The 16,852-nt window shown below is 69.8% G+C and carries 14 protein-coding genes; all 14 read left to right on the top strand.

Features of this window, described 5'->3' with window-relative positions; translation table 11 throughout:
• Window positions 1–128: 128 nt before the first annotated feature.
• The 14 genes from ACIBL4_RS37460 to ACIBL4_RS37395 all read left to right on the top strand — a co-directional run bounded on the left by ACIBL4_RS37460 (window position 129) and on the right by ACIBL4_RS37395 (window position 16,821).
• Entirely contained in the window at window positions 129–1,421 is a 1,293-nt protein-coding gene (locus ACIBL4_RS37460) for a homoserine dehydrogenase (protein WP_399416273.1), read from the top strand.
• A 6-nt stretch (window positions 1,422–1,427) separates the two neighbouring features.
• The gene (gene thrC / locus ACIBL4_RS37455) at window positions 1,428–2,486 is read left to right on the top strand and encodes a threonine synthase (protein WP_399416272.1); all 1,059 of its coding nucleotides are present in this window, start codon (window positions 1,428–1,430) and stop codon (window positions 2,484–2,486) included.
• A gap of 294 nt (window positions 2,487–2,780) precedes the next feature.
• Entirely contained in the window at window positions 2,781–3,710 is a 930-nt protein-coding gene (gene thrB, locus ACIBL4_RS37450; RefSeq protein WP_399416270.1) for a homoserine kinase, read from the top strand.
• 402 nt (window positions 3,711–4,112) lie between these two features.
• On the top strand, window positions 4,113–6,146 hold the full coding sequence (rho, locus tag ACIBL4_RS37445) for a transcription termination factor Rho (RefSeq protein WP_399416269.1): 2,034 nt from the start codon (window positions 4,113–4,115) through the stop codon (window positions 6,144–6,146).
• Window positions 6,147–6,270: 124 nt separating this feature from the next.
• Window positions 6,271–8,064 (top strand): trypsin-like serine protease, encoded by a 1,794-nt coding sequence (locus ACIBL4_RS37440; protein WP_399416293.1) that lies wholly within the window; start codon window positions 6,271–6,273, stop codon window positions 8,062–8,064.
• Between the two features lie 209 nt (window positions 8,065–8,273).
• Window positions 8,274–9,410: an LCP family protein gene (locus tag ACIBL4_RS37435; RefSeq protein WP_399416268.1), complete on the top strand. Its 1,137-nt coding sequence runs from the start codon at window positions 8,274–8,276 to the stop codon at window positions 9,408–9,410.
• Between the two features lie 139 nt (window positions 9,411–9,549).
• Complete coding sequence (gene rpmE / locus ACIBL4_RS37430; protein ID WP_010040182.1) at window positions 9,550–9,771, top strand: 50S ribosomal protein L31; 222 nt, start codon at window positions 9,550–9,552, stop codon at window positions 9,769–9,771.
• A 106-nt stretch (window positions 9,772–9,877) separates the two neighbouring features.
• Window positions 9,878–10,954, top strand: a complete 1,077-nt coding sequence (gene prfA, locus ACIBL4_RS37425; protein WP_399416267.1) for a peptide chain release factor 1 — start codon at window positions 9,878–9,880, stop codon at window positions 10,952–10,954.
• A 96-nt stretch (window positions 10,955–11,050) separates the two neighbouring features.
• Entirely contained in the window at window positions 11,051–11,890 is an 840-nt protein-coding gene (gene prmC / locus ACIBL4_RS37420) for a peptide chain release factor N(5)-glutamine methyltransferase (protein WP_307177497.1), read from the top strand.
• Between the two features lie 70 nt (window positions 11,891–11,960).
• Window positions 11,961–12,608 carry an L-threonylcarbamoyladenylate synthase gene (locus ACIBL4_RS37415; RefSeq protein WP_020272587.1) on the top strand — a complete coding sequence of 216 codons (648 nt, stop codon included), beginning with the start codon at window positions 11,961–11,963 and terminating at the stop codon, window positions 12,606–12,608.
• Window positions 12,605–13,285: a low molecular weight phosphatase family protein gene (locus ACIBL4_RS37410; protein ID WP_059417218.1), complete on the top strand. Its 681-nt coding sequence runs from the start codon at window positions 12,605–12,607 to the stop codon at window positions 13,283–13,285. The genes ACIBL4_RS37415 and ACIBL4_RS37410 overlap by 4 nt, the downstream gene beginning before the upstream one ends.
• A gap of 71 nt (window positions 13,286–13,356) precedes the next feature.
• Complete coding sequence (glyA, locus tag ACIBL4_RS37405; RefSeq protein WP_399416266.1) at window positions 13,357–14,595, top strand: serine hydroxymethyltransferase; 1,239 nt, start codon at window positions 13,357–13,359, stop codon at window positions 14,593–14,595.
• 129 nt (window positions 14,596–14,724) lie between these two features.
• The gene (locus tag ACIBL4_RS37400) at window positions 14,725–16,068 is read left to right on the top strand and encodes an MraY family glycosyltransferase (RefSeq protein WP_399416264.1); all 1,344 of its coding nucleotides are present in this window, start codon (window positions 14,725–14,727) and stop codon (window positions 16,066–16,068) included.
• A 315-nt stretch (window positions 16,069–16,383) separates the two neighbouring features.
• Window positions 16,384–16,821 carry a hypothetical protein gene (locus tag ACIBL4_RS37395; RefSeq protein WP_354741901.1) on the top strand — a complete coding sequence of 146 codons (438 nt, stop codon included), beginning with the start codon at window positions 16,384–16,386 and terminating at the stop codon, window positions 16,819–16,821.
• The last annotated feature ends 31 nt before the right edge of the window (window positions 16,822–16,852 follow it).

The following is a 16,852-nucleotide window of genomic DNA, read 5'->3' as shown; positions in this document are numbered from 1 at the left end:
GAAGATCTCCTGTCTTCCGCCCTCGCACAAATGAAATAGACATCTCACGATCCGGACCGGGGGCAGAAACTCCCGTCCGGTGAGTGAGACTGGTTGCACCGTAGACGGTAAAGAGGAAACGAGGTCGGATGATGCGTACGCGTCCGCTGAAGGTGGCGCTGCTGGGCTGTGGAGTGGTCGGCTCAGAGGTGGCGCGCATCATGACGACGCACGCCGACGACCTCACGGCCCGGATCGGGGCCCCGGTGGAGCTGGCGGGCGTGGCCGTGCGGCGGCCCGACAGGGTCAGGGAAGGCATCGACCCGGCCCTCATCACCACCGACGCCACCGCCCTCGTCAAACGCGGCGACATCGACGTCGTCGTGGAGGTGATCGGCGGCATCGAGCCGGCGCGGACCCTCATCACCACCGCCTTCGAGCACGGCGCCTCCGTCGTCTCCGCCAACAAGGCGCTGCTCGCCCAGGACGGAGCGGCCCTGCACGCCGCCGCCGACGAGCACGGCAAGGACCTCTACTACGAGGCCGCCGTCGCCGGCGCCATCCCGCTGATCCGGCCGCTGCGCGAGTCCCTCGCCGGCGACAAGATCAACCGGGTGATGGGCATCGTCAACGGCACGACCAACTTCATCCTGGACAAGATGGACTCGACGGGCGCCGGGTATCAGGAGGCCCTCGACGAGGCCACCGCCCTCGGATACGCCGAGGCCGACCCGACCGCCGACGTCGAGGGTTTCGACGCCGCCGCCAAGGCCGCCATCCTCGCCGGCATCGCCTTCCACACGCGCGTGCGCCTCGACGACGTCTACCGCGAGGGCATGACCGAGGTGACGGCGGCCGACTTCGCCTCCGCGAAGGAGATGGGCTGCACCATCAAACTGCTCGCCATCTGCGAGCGGGCCGCGGACGGGGCGTCCGTCACAGCGCGCGTGCATCCCGCGATGATCCCGCTGAGCCACCCGCTGGCCTCCGTGCGCGGCGCCTACAACGCCGTGTTCGTCGAGTCCGACGCCGCCGGGCAGCTCATGTTCTACGGCCCCGGAGCGGGCGGTTCCCCGACGGCCTCGGCCGTGCTCGGCGACCTCGTGGCCGTCTGCCGCAACCGGATCGGCGGCGCGACCGGACCGGGCGAGTCCGCCTATGCCGCGCTGCCGGTGTCGCCCATGGGCGACGTGGTCACGCGCTACCACATCAGCCTCGACGTGGCCGACAAACCGGGTGTTCTCGCCCAGGTCGCGACCGTCTTCGCCGAGCACGGAGTCTCGATCGATACGGTTCGCCAGTCGGGGAAGGACGGCGAGGCCTCCCTCGTCGTCGTCACGCACCGCGCGTCCGACGCCGCCCTCACCGGGACCGTCGAGGCGTTGCGCAAGCTCGACACCGTGCGTGGTGTCGCCAGCATCATGCGGGTTGAAGGAGAGTAACCAGCAATGACCCACCAGTGGCGCGGAATCATCGAGGAGTACCGGGACCGGCTTCCGGTATCCGACACCACGCCGGTCGTGACGCTCCGCGAGGGCGGCACGCCGCTCGTGCCCGCGCAGGTGCTCTCCGAGCGCACGGGCTGCGAGGTCCACCTCAAGGTGGAGGGCGCGAATCCGACCGGGTCCTTCAAGGACCGCGGTATGACCATGGCCATCACACGGGCCAAGGAGGAGGGCGCGAAGGCCGTCATCTGCGCCTCCACCGGCAACACGTCGGCCTCCGCCGCCGCGTACGCCGTGCGGGCCGGGATGGTCTGTGCCGTGCTCGTGCCGCAGGGCAAGATCGCGCTCGGCAAGATGGGCCAGGCCCTCGTGCACGGCGCGAAGATCCTCCAGGTCGACGGCAACTTCGACGACTGCCTCACGCTCGCGCGCGGGCTGAGCGACAACTACCCCGTGGCGCTGGTCAATTCGGTCAACCCGGTGCGTATCGAGGGCCAGAAGACTGCCGCGTTCGAGATCGTGGACATGCTGGGTGACGCGCCCGACATCCACGTCCTGCCGGTGGGCAACGCGGGCAACATCACGGCCTATTGGAAGGGCTACCAGGAGTACGCCGCCGACGGCGTCGCCTCCCGGACGCCCCGGATGTGGGGGTTCCAGGCCTCCGGCAGCGCCCCGATCGTGCGCGGCGAGGTCGTCAAGGACCCGTCGACCATCGCCACCGCCATCCGCATCGGCAACCCGGCCTCCTGGCAGTACGCGCTCGCCGCGCGGGACGAGTCGGGCGGCTTCATCGACGAGGTGACGGACCGTGAGATCCTGCGCGCCTACCGGCTGTTGGCCTCGCAGGAGGGTGTCTTCGTCGAGCCCGCGTCCGCCGCGTCCGTCGCCGGTCTGCTGAAGGCCGCCGAGCAGGGCAAGGTCGACCCGGGGCAGCGGATCGTGTGCACCGTCACGGGCAACGGCCTGAAGGACCCCGACTGGGCCGTCGCCGGTGCCCCGCAGCCGGTCACCGTACCCGTCGACTCGGCGGCCGCGGCGGAGCGCCTCGGCCTGGCCTGACGTGCGCCGACGCACCGAGCGCCGGTGTAACGCCCGACACGGTCCGGCGTAATACGGCGCTCGACCGGGGAGGTTCCCTACGGGGGGTGCACAGGGGGCTTACGACACGCATCGTGCGCCTCCTGTGCGCCCTATGTCGCCACAGAACCTTCCTTCGATAGGCTGTACTGAACCCGCCCGCCGCATATGCCGCGGAGCCGCGCCGTCTCCGCGGCCCCCAGGGTTCTCGTACACCATCGAATGTCCATCCCACGTCATTCGACCATCACGCAGCTCAAGGAGAGTCATCGAGCGATGGCCGGTCCAGCGTTCCGAGCCGCCGCCGTCCGGGTGCGCGTCCCCGCCACCAGCGCCAACCTCGGCCCGGGCTTCGACGCCCTCGGCCTTGCGCTGGGGTTGTACGACGACGTGGTCGTCCGGGTGGCCGACTCCGGGCTGCACATCGACATCGCGGGTGAGGGCAGCGAGACACTCCCGCGCGACGAGCGGCACCTTCTCGTACGTTCCCTGCGCACCGCCTTCGATCTGCTGGGCGGACAGCCGCGCGGCCTGGAGATCGTCTGCGCCAACCGCATTCCGCACGGCCGGGGCCTGGGCTCCTCCTCGGCCGCCATCTGCGCCGGCATCGTCGCCGCCCGCGCCGTGACCATAGGCGCCGAGGCCAAGCTCGACGACACGGCGCTGCTGGAACTCGCCACCGAGATCGAGGGCCACCCCGACAACGTCGCCGCCTGTCTGCTGGGCGGCTTCACCCTGTCCTGGATGGAGGGCGGCGCGGCCCGGGCGATCAGGATGGAGCCCGCCGATTCCATCGTTCCGGTGGTTTTCGTGCCCGGGAAGCCGGTACTCACCGAAACAGCGCGCGGCCTGCTGCCGCGCACCGTGCCGCACGTCGACGCGGCCACCAACGCGGGCCGGGCCGCCCTGCTCGTCGAAGCCATGACGCGGCGCCCCGAGCTGCTGCTGCCCGCCACCGAGGACCGCCTGCACCAGGAGTACCGCGCCCCGGCCATGCCCGAGAGCGCGGCACTGGTGGAGCGGCTGCGGGCCGAGGGCGTCCCCGCGGTGATCTCCGGCGCCGGCCCGACGGTCATGGCGCTGGCCGACGCGGGCACCGCCGACAAGGTCGAGGCCCTGGCGGGCGCTGACTGGGCCGCCAACAGGCTGAGTCTCGATGCGCAGGGCGCGGTCGTGCTGCCGCTCGCGACCTCCACCGACATTTGAAAGCGCACGGTTGCCGGATTTCGAGAGGGGGAATGTTTGTTGGATCCGGTAGTGTTAACCTCAAGTCTGCACCCGACCCCACCACGGCGAGGTGCCTCGTGTCCCCGTCCGGGACAGACATTCTTCCGGGAGCCCCCCAAGCCGCACTGTGTTCCGTACGTCGGACCGTACGCCGTACACGGACACTGAGCGGGGCGCAGGGCACGCTCCGGAACCGGTGCGACCACGCCGCGTGACACTGACACTGGGTGTCACGGCACATGGAAGCGCCATCACCAGATTCCTCCGCCGCTGAGGCGGACCACCGCCCCGGCACGGTTCACACCACACGGACCGAAGCCGGACAGCACAACCGGTCGCCGAGCCAGACAGGCCGACGTCCGCTCCAGGGAAGGACCCTTCGTGAGCGACACCACCGATCTGATGGGCGCACGTGTCGAGGAGACCGCTGCCGCGCCCGCCACGGACGCCTCCGCGCCTGCCACCGGTGCCGGCTCCCGGCGGCGCCGCGGTACCGGCCTCGAGGGCATGGTGCTGGCCGAGCTGCAACAGGTCGCATCCGGCCTCGGTATCAGGGGCACCGCGCGTATGCGCAAGAGCCAGCTGATCGAGGTCATCAAGGAGGCGCAGGCGTCCGGCGGCGCCGCTCCGGCGGCGAAGGCCGAGGCCCCCGCGGAGACCAAGCCGAAGCGCCGCGCCACCTCCCGGACCCGTACGGGGGACAACGCCGAGAAGGCGGAGAAGAAGGCGGACGCGAAGCAGGCCCCCGAGGCCCCCGCCCAGAAGGCCGACAAGGCCGAGAAGGCCGTGGCCCAGCAGCAGATCGACATTCCCGGCCAGCCGGCCAGCGAGGATGCGCCCTCCGAGCGCCGCCGTCGCCGGGCCACCGCAGACGCCGGTTCGCCGGCCGCCGCCGCTTCCGAGACGGTCGCCGCCGAGGCGAAGAACGAGTCCAAGGGCGAGTCGCAGGCGCAGCAGCAGTCCCAGAACGACGCCAGGTCCGACGGGGGCGAGGGCGGCGAGGGCCGTCGTCGCGACCGTCGTGACCGCGGCCGGGACCGGGACGGCGGCCGTGACCGTGACCGCGACCGTCGTGGCAACAAGGGCGACGACCAGCAGGGCGGCCAGCGCGGGCAGCAGAACCAGCAGCAGGGCGGCGGCCGTCAGGACCGTGACCGTCAGCAGGACGACGACGACTTCGAGGGCGGCCGGCGTGGACGTCGCGGGCGTTACCGTGACCGCCGTGGCCGCCGTGGCCGCGACGACATCGCCTCCGAGCCGCAGATCACCGAGGACGACGTCCTGATCCCCGTCGCGGGCATCCTGGACATCCTCGACAACTACGCCTTCATCCGCACGTCCGGCTACCTGCCCGGCCCGAACGACGTGTACGTCTCCCTCGCCCAGGTCCGCAAGAACGGCCTGCGCAAGGGTGACCACATCACCGGTGCGGTCCGTCAGCCGAAGGAAGGCGAACGCCGCGAGAAGTTCAACGCGCTGGTGCGCCTGGACTCCGTCAACGGCATGGCGCCCGAACACGGCCGAGGCCGCCCGGAGTTCAACAAGCTGACGCCGCTGTACCCGCAGGACCGCCTCCGCCTGGAGACGGACCCGGGCGTCCTCACGACCCGCATCATCGACCTGGTCTCGCCCATCGGCAAGGGCCAGCGCGGTCTGATCGTGGCCCCGCCGAAGACCGGCAAGACCATGATCATGCAGGCGATCGCCAACGCGATCACCCACAACAACCCCGAGTGCCACCTGATGGTCGTCCTCGTCGACGAGCGTCCGGAAGAGGTCACCGACATGCAGCGGTCGGTCAAGGGCGAGGTCATCTCCTCGACCTTCGACCGCCCGGCCGAGGACCACACCACGGTCGCGGAGCTCGCCATCGAGCGTGCCAAGCGGCTGGTGGAGCTCGGTCACGACGTGGTCGTCCTGCTGGACTCCATCACGCGTCTGGGCCGTGCCTACAACCTCGCCGCCCCGGCCTCCGGCCGCATCCTGTCCGGTGGTGTCGACTCGACGGCCCTGTACCCGCCGAAGCGCTTCTTCGGTGCGGCCCGCAACATCGAGGACGGCGGCTCGCTGACCATCCTCGCCACCGCTCTGGTGGACACCGGTTCCCGCATGGACGAGGTCATCTTCGAGGAGTTCAAGGGCACTGGCAACGCCGAGCTCAAGCTCGACCGGAAGCTCGCCGACAAGCGCATCTTCCCGGCGGTGGACGTGGACGCGTCCGGCACCCGTAAGGAAGAGATCCTGCTCGCCAACGACGAGCTGTCCATCGTCTGGAAGCTGCGCCGGGTGCTGCACGCCCTCGACCAGCAGCAGGCCGTCGAACTGCTCCTCGACAAGATGAAGCAGACGAAGTCGAACGCCGAGTTCCTGATGCAGATCCAGAAGACCACCCCGACGCCGGGCAACGGCGACTGAGGTAAGCACTGCGTAAGAGGGCCGCTCCCGGAAACGGGGGCGGCCCTCTGTGCGTTCGCGTGAGGGTAGGATCACGCTCTCTTCGAACATGTGATCCCGAGGGGGGACATTCGTGGGTAGAACCATGCCTGGGGGCGGTCGGCACAGACGCCGGATACGCATCGCCCTTCCCGTCGCCGCGGCCGGTGTGGCCGCCGCCGTGGCCGCCGCGCTGCTGACGACGTCCGCCGGCGCGGCCACCGCACTGCCGCAGCCGACGGTCAAGCCCGCCACCACCTCACCGTCGCTCGCCGAGCTGGAGAAGCGCGTCGCGGGCGCCATGGCCGGTGACGACATCGCGGGCAAGACGAGCAAGACGTCGCTGAGCACGAGCACGAACACGAGCCCTTCCACCGTCGACCCGAAGATCATCGGCGGCAGCGAGACCACCATCACCTCGGCCCCGTGGATGGCGCAGCTGCACTACTACGACGACCGGGGCACCTCGACCACCAGCGACGACATCGGCTTCTTCTGCGGCGGCGCCGTCGTCGCGCCGACGAAGATCCTCACCGCCGCGCACTGCGTCAAGGGCTACGACTGGCACGCCAACGGCGCCATCGTCACCGGCACCTCCCAGCTGCCCTCGGCCGACGGCACCGACCTGCACGGCGGCACCGTCACCGGCGTCTGGCGGCAGTGGAACCACCCGTCGTACAACGCGACGACCATCGACAACGACATCGCGGTGCTCACCCTGCCCGTCCCGGTCAAGGCCACCCCGATCCGCATGACGACGTCCGGCGACACCACGTCGTACCAGGCCGGCACCAGCGCCAAGGTCTACGGCTGGGGCCGCACCAGCTCCACCAGCGACGACATCTCCGAGACGCTGAAGACGGCCACGCTGCCCGTCCAGTCGGACACCACCTGCGCCGGCGCGTACGGCAGCGACTTCGTCAAGGGGCACATGGTCTGCGCGGGCAACCCCGCCACCGGCAGCGACACCGGTACCACCACCGCCTGCAACGGTGACTCCGGCGGCCCCCTGGTCGTGAACAACCGGATCGTCGGTGTCGTCTCCTGGGGCGTGACGGACTGCGTCGCCAAGGGCGCCTACAGCGTCTTCAGCAAGGTCAGCACCTACGTCGGTGCCGCCTACCCGCGCCTCGACGACACCAACATCAGCGGCGACCACAAGGCCGACCTGTGGGTGCGCAACGCCTCGACGAAGACGGGCTACTCCAAGGACTCCAAGGGCACGTCGTTCGCCGCCCGCGAGTCCTGGGGCAACTGGAACGGCTTCAACACCGTCCTCCAGACGGACTTCGACCGGGACGGCTACCAGGACCTGGTCTACCGGCGCAGCAGCGACGGCGACGTCTTCTGGGCCCACTACGTGATCTCCACCGGCACCTGGTCCACCAAGCAGATCGCCGACAACTGGAAGACCCGCACCCGGATCATCACCCCCGGTGACGTCACCGGCGACTACCTGCCCGACCTGCTCTCGGTCGACTCGGCGGGCGTGATGTGGATCTACCCGGGCAAGGGCAACGGCACCTTCTCGCCTCGCGTCAAGGTGAGTTCCGGCTGGAACCAGTACAACTCCGTGCGCGGCCACGGCGACTTCACCGGCGACGGCAAGACCGACCTGATCGCGCGCAGCTCGTCGGGCAGCTACATGTACCTCTACAAGGGCACCGGCAAGGCCGGCTCGGGCGCCTTCTCGGCCCGGGTCAAGGTGCGCACCTGGAGCGGCTACAACGCCTTCGACGCCACCGGCGACATCACCGGCGACGGCAAGGCCGACTTCCTGGCCCGCACTCCCGGCGGGACGCTCTACCTGTACCCGGGCACCGGCAAGGCGACCAGCGAGATCTTCGCCACAAGGATCTCTGTCGGTACCGATTTCAAGCAGTACGACATCTTCGGCTGAAATCGCAGGTGAGCGGGGTACCCCTCGCTGACGTGAATACACACTGTGCCCACCGTCGTACGCGGTGGGCACAGTCCGTTGTGCAACCCTTTCCCGAGTTTCTCCGTCTGACCAGGCGGAGTGACGATGGTGCCAGGAGGAAGTCCCCGACCGAGCACGCCTGGCACTGACCGCAGGGGGTAACCGACCGTAGACGAGCTGAGGAGCACATGTCTGCCGAGAGCACGCCGGGTCCGGGTATACCGGGCGATACCGGCATCACCGGGCCGCGCCACCGCGCCAAGGGCCGGCGCCGCAAGCCCCGTAAGCGTCACAAGGCTCTGATGGTGACGGCCTGGACCGCTGCGGGCATCGTCGCCGTGGGCGGCGCCGGGGCGGGGTACATGTACTTCAAGCTCAACGGCAACCTCAAGAGCGTCGACATCGACCAGGCGCTCGGCACGGACCGGCCCAAGAAGGCCGACAACGGCTCGGAGAACATCCTCGTCCTCGGCTCCGACACCCGCGCCGGCGGCAACAAGAAGCTCGGCGGCGGCACCGACGACGGCAGCGCCCGCTCCGACACGGCGATGATCGTGCACGTCTACAAGGGGCACAAGAAGGCCAGCGTGGTCTCCATCCCGCGCGACACCCTCATCGACCGGCCCTCGTGCACGGACACCAAGGGCAAGGAGTACCCCGCCGCGAACGGCGTGATGTTCAACTCCGCGTACTCCACCGGCGGGGCCGCCTGCGCCGTCAAGACCGTCGAGTCGATCACCGACCTGCGCATGGACCACTACCTGGAGGTCGACTTCGCCGGCTTCCAGAGGCTCATCGACGACCTCGGCGGGGTCGAGGTCACCACGACCAAGAGCATCGACGACCCCGACAGCCACCTGAAGCTGAAGGCCGGCACCCACAGACTCGACGGCGAGCAGGCCCTCGGCCTGGTCCGCACCCGGCACGGCGTCGGCGACGGCTCCGACCTCGGGCGCATCCAGCTCCAGCAGGCCTTCATCAAGGCCCTGGTCAACCAGGTCAAGGACGTCGGCGTCTTCACGGACCCGAAGAAGCTGCTCGACCTCGCGGAGACCGCGACCAAGACGGTGACGACCGACTCCGACCTCGGCTCGGTCAGCAAGCTCGCGTCCTTCGCGGGCGGCCTCAAGGGCATCACCCCGTCCCACATGCACATGGTCACGATGCCGGTGGCCTACGACCCGGCCGACCCCAACCGGGTCCTCCTCCAGAAGAAGAAGGCCGACGAGATCTGGAAGGCCCTGCAGAACGACAAGCCGATCCCGAAGAGCGCGACGAAGGGAACGGCGACGGGTGAGGCCAAGGGTGTCGTGAGCGGCCAGTAAGGGGCACGGGGAACAAACAACGGCAACCCCCGGTTTTGGGGGATGGCCCCAGTCCTGGCAGACTGGTACGTCGGCCCCGGTTCACGCTCCCGCACCCCGCGGCAGCGACCCGGCGCCCTCCCGAAACCTAGGAGACACCTTGAAGCGCGACATCCACCCCGCGTACGTCGAGACGCAGGTCAGCTGCACCTGCGGCGCGTCGTTCACCACCCGCAGCACCATCGAGTCCGGCGCGATCCGTGCCGACGTGTGCTCCGAGTGCCACCCGTTCTACACGGGCAAGCAGAAGATCCTCGACACCGGTGGCCGCGTGGCCCGCTTCGAGGCCCGCTTCGGCAAGGCCGCCGGCTCCAAGAAGTAGCGAGCCCCATTTCGCCGGTCCGCGGACGCGCCCCCTCACCGGGCGCTCCGGGACCGGCGTTTTTGGTCGCCCGCCCTTCACCCCCGTCCCTGCACAGGAGCCCAAGATGTTCGAGGCCGTCGAGGAACTCGTCGCCGAGCACGCCGACCTGGAGAAGAAGCTCGCCGACCCGTCGGTCCACAACGACCAGGCCAACGCGCGCAAGCTGAACAAGCGCTACGCCGAGCTCACCCCGATCGTCGCCACGTACCGCTCCTGGATGCAGACGGGCGACGACATCGAGACCGGGCGCGAGTACGCCGCCGTCGACCCCGACTTCGCCGCCGAGGTCAAGGAACTGGAGAAGCAGCGCGAGGAGCTGACCGAGAAGCTGCGCCTTCTCCTCGTCCCGCGCGATCCCAGCGACGACAAGGACGTCATCCTCGAGATCAAGGCGGGCGCGGGCGGCGACGAGTCGGCCCTGTTCGCCGGCGACCTGCTGCGCATGTACCTGCGGTACGCCGAGCGGGTCGGCTGGAAGACCGAGATCATCGACGCCACGGAGTCCGAGCTCGGCGGCTACAAGGACGTCCAGGTGGCCGTGAAGACCAAGGGCGGCCAGGGCGCCACGGAGCCCGGGCAGGGCGTGTGGGCCCGACTGAAGTACGAGGGCGGCGTGCACCGCGTGCAGCGCGTCCCCGCCACCGAGTCCCAGGGCCGTATCCACACCTCCGCCGCCGGTGTCCTCGTCACCCCCGAGGCCGAGGAGGTCGACGTCGAGATCAACCCGAACGACCTCCGCATCGACGTCTACCGCTCCTCCGGGCCGGGCGGGCAGTCCGTCAACACCACCGACTCCGCCGTGCGCATCACGCACATCCCCACCGGAGTCGTCGCCTCCTGCCAGAACGAGAAGAGCCAGTTGCAGAACAAGGAGCAGGCACTGCGTATCCTGCGCTCCAGGCTCCTCGCAGCCGCACAGGAGGAAGCGGAGAGGAACGCCGCCGACGCCCGCCGCAGCCAGGTCCGCACCGTCGACCGCTCCGAGAAGATCCGTACGTACAACTACCCGGAGAACCGCATCTCGGACCACCGTGTCGGCTTCAAGGCGTACAACCTGGACCAGGTCCTGGACGGCGACCTCGACGCGGTGATCCAGGCCTGTGTCGACGCGGACTCGGCCGCCAAGCTGGCCGCCGCGTAAGGACACGGCCGCCGCGTAAGGACACATAGGAGTACCGAGCACCGGAGGACTTGCGTGCAGCAGTCATTTGGGGGGCGACCCCCAAGCCCCCGCAGCGTGCTGCTCGCGGAGGTGGCCCAGGCCACCCAGCGGCTCGCCGATGCCGGCGTGCCCTCGCCGCGCACCGACGCGGAGGAGCTCGCCGCGTTCGTGCACGGCGTCAAGCGAGGCGAGTTGCACTCCGTCAAGGACTCCGACTTCGACGCCCGCTACTGGGAGGTCATCGCCCGCCGCGAGGCCCGCGAGCCGCTCCAGCACATCACCGGGCGCGCCTACTTCCGGTACCTGGAACTCCAGGTCGGCCCCGGGGTGTTCGTGCCCCGGCCGGAGACGGAGTCCGTGGTCGGCTGGGCCATAGACGCCGTACGGGCCATGGACGTCGTCGAGCCGTGCATCGTCGACCTGTGCACCGGCTCCGGCGCCATCGCGCTCGCCCTCGCCCAGGAGGTGCCGCGCTCGCGCGTGCACGCCGTGGAGCTGTCCGAGGACGCCCTGAAGTGGACCCGCAAGAACGTGGAGGGATCCAGGGTCGAGCTGCGCCAGGGAGACGCCCTGACGGCCTTCCCGGACCTCGACGGCCAGGTCGACCTCGTCATCTCCAACCCGCCGTACATCCCGCTCACGGAGTGGGAGTACGTCGCCCCCGAGGCGCGGGACTACGACCCCGGTCTCGCCCTGTTCTCCGGCGAGGACGGCCTGGACCTCATCCGCGGCCTGGAGCGCACCGCGCACCGGCTGCTGCGCCCCGGCGGGGTCGTGGTCGTGGAGCACGCCGACACCCAGGGCGGCCAGGTGCCGTGGATCTTCGCCGAGGACCGGGGCTGGACCGACGCAGCCGACCACCCGGACCTGAACAACCGCCCGCGTTTCGCCACGGCCCGCAAGGCACTGCCGTGAGCACACCGGGCACCCCGCAGTCTTCGTGGACTTCACCCCAGCAGCACGTGTACGAGGAGGCCAGCTAAAGATGGCACGGCGATACGACACCAACGACGCGACCGACCGTGTGACCGGTCTGCGTGAGGCAGCGTCCGCCGTCCGCCGTGGCGAGCTCGTGGTGCTGCCGACGGACACGGTGTACGGCATCGGCGCCGACGCGTTCTCCTCGGAGGCGGTCGCGGACCTGCTGGAGGCCAAGGGCCGGGGCCGCAACATGCCCACCCCCGTCCTGATCGGCTCCCCGAACACGCTCCACGGTCTCGTCACGGACTTCTCGGAACTGGCCTGGGAGCTGGTCGACGCCTTCTGGCCGGGCGCGCTGACGCTCGTCGCCAAGCACCAGCCGTCCCTCCAGTGGGACCTGGGCGACACCCGAGGCACGGTCGCCGTGCGCATGCCCCTGCACCCCGTCGCCATCGAGCTGCTGACGGAGGTGGGCCCGATGGCCGTCTCCTCCGCCAACCTGACCGGCCACCCGGCGCCGGAGGACTGCGACGCCGCGCAGGAGATGCTCGGCGACTCCGTCTCCGTCTACCTCGACGGCGGCCCGACCCCCGGCAACGTCCCGTCGTCGATCGTCGACGTGACCCGTGAGGTGCCGCTGCTCTTGCGCGCCGGCGCGCTCTCCGCGGAAGAGCTGCGAAAGGTCGTACCCGACCTCGAGGTGGCGAATTGACGGCCCCTGGAGCGGGGCGTGGCATAGGCAACGGGGAAAGCGCGGCGGAGATCACGACGACATTCGTGGGGCTTCCGCGTGACAGCTTCCGCATCCTCCACGTCAGTACCGGCAACGTGTGCCGCTCGCCCATCACCGAGCGGCTGACCCGACATTTCGTGCGGGAGCGGCTCGGGATCCTGGGCGGCGGGCTGATCGTGGAGAGCGCGGGCACCTGGGGTCACGAGGGCGCCCCCATGGAGGCCAACGCGGAGACCGTGCTGGCCGACTTCGGCGCGGACGCCTCCGGCTTCACCGGGCGCGAGCTCCTCGACGAGCACGTGATCCGCGCCGACCTGGTGCTGACCGCCACCCGGGACCACCGGGCGCAGGTCATCTCCATGGGGCACTCGGCGGGCCTGCGGACCTTCACGCTCAAGGAGTTCACCCGCCTGGTGAAGGCCATCGACCCGGCGACCCTGCCGCCCCTGGAGGAGGGCGTGGTCACCCGCGCGCGTGCGCTGGTGCGCGCTGCGGCGGCTCTACGCGGGTGGCTCCTGGCGCCGAACGCCGAGGCGGACGAGGTGTACGACCCGTACGGGGCTCCCCTGACGTTCTTCCGGTCCATCGGGGACGAGATACACCAGGCACTCGATCCGGTCGTCACGGCCCTCACGGGCGTCCCCGCAAAGACGTAACGGCCGAGCGCGCCGGGGGCCCCGGGCCTACATTGGACGTACGTCACCGTCGACGCCGCCCGGAGCCCACCATGACGGTCACCCCTGCCATCGAGGCCGACCTCCTGCGCCGCCAGGACCCCGAACTCGCCGACATCCTGCTCGGCGAGCGGGAGCGGCAGGCGACCACGCTCCAGCTGATCGCCGCCGAGAACTTCAGCTCGCCGGCCGTCCTGGCCGCCCTCGGCTCGCCGCTCGCCAACAAGTACGCCGAGGGCTACCCCGGAGCGCGGCACCACGGCGGCTGCGAGATCGCCGACGTCGCCGAACGCGTCGCCGTGGACCGGGCCAGGGTGCTGTTCGGCGCCGAGCACGCCAACGTCCAGTCCCACTCCGGCTCTTCGGCCGTCCTGGCCGCCTACGCCGCCCTGCTGCGCCCCGGCGACACCGTCCTCGCCCTCGGCCTGCCCTACGGCGGCCACCTGACGCACGGGTCGCCGGCGAACTTCTCCGGCCGCTGGTTCGACTTCGTCGGATACGGCGTGGAGGCCGAGTCCGGGCTGATGGACCACGAGCAGGTGCGCACCCTGGCGCGCACGCGCCGGCCCAAGGCGATCGTGTGCGGCTCCATCGCCTACCCCCGGCACATCGACTACGCGTTCTTCCGTGAGGTCGCCGACGAGGTCGGCGCGTACCTCGTCGCGGACGCCGCGCACCCCATCGGGCTCGTCGCCGGGGGAGCGGCGCCGAACCCGGTGCCGTACGCGGACATCGTCTGTGCGACGACCCACAAGGTGCTGCGGGGCCCGCGCGGCGGCATGATCCTGTGCCGCGCGGAGCTGGCCGAGCGGGTCGACCGGGCCGTGTTCCCTTTCACACAGGGCGGTGCGCAGATGCACACCATCGCGGCCAAGGCGGTCGCGTTCGGGGAGGCGGCAACACCGGCGTTCGCCGTGTACGCCCATCAGGTGGTCGCCAACGCGAGGGTTCTCGCGGCCCGGCTGGCCGCCGAGGGACTGGTCGTCACCACGGGCGGCACGGACACCCATCTGATCACCGCCGACCCGGCGCCGCTCGGCGTCGACGGCCGCACCGCCCGGGGCCGTCTCGCCGCGGCCGGCCTGGTCATGGACTGCTGCGCCCTGCCGCACGGCGACGCCCGGGGGCTCAGGCTGGGCACGGCCGCCGTCACCACACAGGGCATGGGAGAGGCGGAGATGGCGCGGATCGCCAAGCTCCTCGCGGGGGTGCTCAGGGGCGTGACCGAGACCGCGAGAGCCCGTGAAGAAGTACGGGAGCTGGCCGGTGGATTTACGCCGTATCCCCGTTGAGACGGGGTAAGCGCACCAGGGTGCACAGCTACTCGTGCAACCATCGTCGCTACCCGGAAGTCCCCACTCATATGCGCGCATCGCTAGGGTGTGGGGCTGTGATGGCCAGCGAGACCTGTGGGGAAGCCCGTGCGTGAATACCTGCTGACGCTCTGCATCACGGCCGCGGTGACGTATCTGCTGACAGGGCCGGTACGGAAGTTCGCGATCGTGGCAGGAGCGATGCCGGAGATCCGGGCACGTGACGTGCACCGGGAACCCACTCCGCGGCTCGGCGGGATCGCGATGTTCTTCGGCCTGTGCGCGGGCCTGCTGGTCGCCGACCACCTGACCAACCTCAACCAGGTCTTCCAGGCCTCGAACGAACCCCGGGCACTGCTGTCCGGCGCGGCCCTGATCTGGCTGATCGGTGTGCTGGACGACAAGTTCGAGATCGACGCCCTGATCAAGCTGGGCGGCCAGATGATCGCCGCGGGCGTGATGGTCGTGCAGGGTCTGACGATCCTGTGGCTGCCCATCCCGGGCATCGGCTCGGTGGCGCTCACGCAGTGGCAGGGCACCCTGCTGACGGTGGCGCTGGTCGTCATCACGATCAACGCGGTCAACTTCGTCGACGGCCTGGACGGTCTCGCGGCCGGCATGGTCTGCATCGCGGCCACCGCGTTCTTCCTGTACGCCTACCGGATCTGGTACTCGTACGGCATCGAGGCCGCAGCCCCCGCCACGCTCTTCTCGGCGATCCTGATGGGCATGTGCCTGGGTTTCCTGCCGCACAACATGCACCCGGCGCGGATCTTCATGGGCGACTCGGGCTCGATGCTGATCGGCCTGGTGCTGGCCGCCGGCGCGATCTCCGTCACGGGGCAGGTCGACCCGGACGCGCTCAACCTGTACGTCGGGTCGGAGAAGGAGGCCGTGCACCAGACGGTCCCCGTCTACATCCCGCTGCTGCTGCCGCTGACGATCATCGCGGTCCCGGCCGCCGACCTGATCCTGGCGATCGTGCGCCGCACCTGGCGTGGCCAGTCGCCGTTCGCGGCCGACCGCGGCCACCTGCACCACCGCCTGCTGGAGATCGGCCACTCGCACAGCCGGGCCGTGCTGATCATGTACTTCTGGTCGGCGCTCATCGCCTTCGGGGCGCTGGCCTACTCGGTCAACTCGGCGTCCATGTGGATCGTTCTGGGCATCGTCTTCCTCAGCGCGATCGGTCTGGCGCTGCTCCTGCTGCCGCGCTTCACGCCGCGCACCCCGCGCTGGATGGAGCGGTTCGTGCCGCCGCGCTACCGGCGCCGCGGCCTCCCGGCCCTGGCGCCCGACGCCTCGACGCCGGCGTCCGCCGCGGAGCAGCCGGCTTCGGTCGCGCCCGGGAACCGCGCCCCGGTGGTGTCCGGCGTCGCAGGAGTCAACGGGGCGACCGCCATCGGCGCCCGCTCGCGTCCGGTGGACCGGCGCAAGGCCGGGACCAGGTAAGAGTCGGGACAAGGTAAGAATCTGACTAGAGCATTGCCAAGTCGTGGGGTTGCGATGGGGGAGCGAAGCACCCCAATACCAGACAAGTCGGCACTGTTCTTGCACAGACGCGCAGCTTCACTCTCATGTGTGACTGCCCGCACACCCTCAGGTAAAGACTGCATCAAATAGTTTGTGATACGGTTCACGAGAACCCCCCGGATAGAGCCGAAGGACCGCAGTGCGACGGTCCATTGGTGTGAGGTCTCCACTCAGCCCGGGACTACGCTCGTCCATGACGACACCCCTGCCCCCTGCGAAAGCGGAGTTGCCGCCATGCCGTCCAATGACGCCCGGAACCTTCTGCAGTGCGCTGTGCCCACAGCGGCTGCCGGTGTGGTCGCCGTCGCCGTCAGCGGCGTGCTGGCCGGAGGCAAGGGAGCCCTCGGAGCAGCCGTCGGCACGGTCCTGGCCATCCTCTTCATGGGGATCGGTCTGTACGTCCTGCAGCGGACGGCAAAAACGCTCCCGCAGTTGTTCCAGGCCATGGGGCTGATGCTCTACACGGCCCAGTTGCTGCTGCTCCTGATTTTCGTCGCCCTCTTCAAGGACACCTCATTCTTCAACGCGAGGACGTTCGCCGCCGGGCTCGTCGTCGCGACCGTCGTGTGGATGGCTGCGCAGGCTCGTGCGCATATGAAGGCCAAGATCTTCTACATCGACCCGGACTCCGAGAAGAGCGAGAAGCCCGAGAAGACCGGGTCCCCGTCGTGACGAGTAGGGGCGCGATAAAGAGCACTGGGAA

It is taken from the genome of Streptomyces sp. NPDC050416 (assembly GCF_044458845.1).
Classification (GTDB): Bacteria; Actinomycetota; Actinomycetes; order Streptomycetales; family Streptomycetaceae; genus Streptomyces.
Note: the sequence above shows the minus strand (reverse complement) of the source record. Positions and strands in the feature narration are given on the sequence as shown.

Excerpts from the sequence above, each read along its gene's own strand:
- glyA (WP_399416266.1), top strand. The coding sequence starts at position 13,357 with ATGACGGTCACCCCTGCCATCGAGGCCGACCTCCTGCGCCGCCAGGAC.
- ACIBL4_RS37395 (WP_354741901.1), top strand. The coding sequence starts at position 16,384 with ATGCCGTCCAATGACGCCCGGAACCTTCTGCAGTGCGCTGTGCCCACA.
- ACIBL4_RS37415 (WP_020272587.1), top strand. The coding sequence starts at position 11,961 with ATGGCACGGCGATACGACACCAACGACGCGACCGACCGTGTGACCGGT.
- ACIBL4_RS37435 (WP_399416268.1), top strand. The coding sequence starts at position 8,274 with ATGTCTGCCGAGAGCACGCCGGGTCCGGGTATACCGGGCGATACCGGC.
- ACIBL4_RS37460 (WP_399416273.1), top strand. The coding sequence starts at position 129 with ATGATGCGTACGCGTCCGCTGAAGGTGGCGCTGCTGGGCTGTGGAGTG.
- thrC (WP_399416272.1), top strand. The coding sequence starts at position 1,428 with ATGACCCACCAGTGGCGCGGAATCATCGAGGAGTACCGGGACCGGCTT.
- prfA (WP_399416267.1), top strand. The coding sequence starts at position 9,878 with ATGTTCGAGGCCGTCGAGGAACTCGTCGCCGAGCACGCCGACCTGGAG.
- ACIBL4_RS37440 (WP_399416293.1), top strand. The coding sequence starts at position 6,271 with ATGCCTGGGGGCGGTCGGCACAGACGCCGGATACGCATCGCCCTTCCC.
- thrB (WP_399416270.1), top strand. The coding sequence starts at position 2,781 with ATGGCCGGTCCAGCGTTCCGAGCCGCCGCCGTCCGGGTGCGCGTCCCC.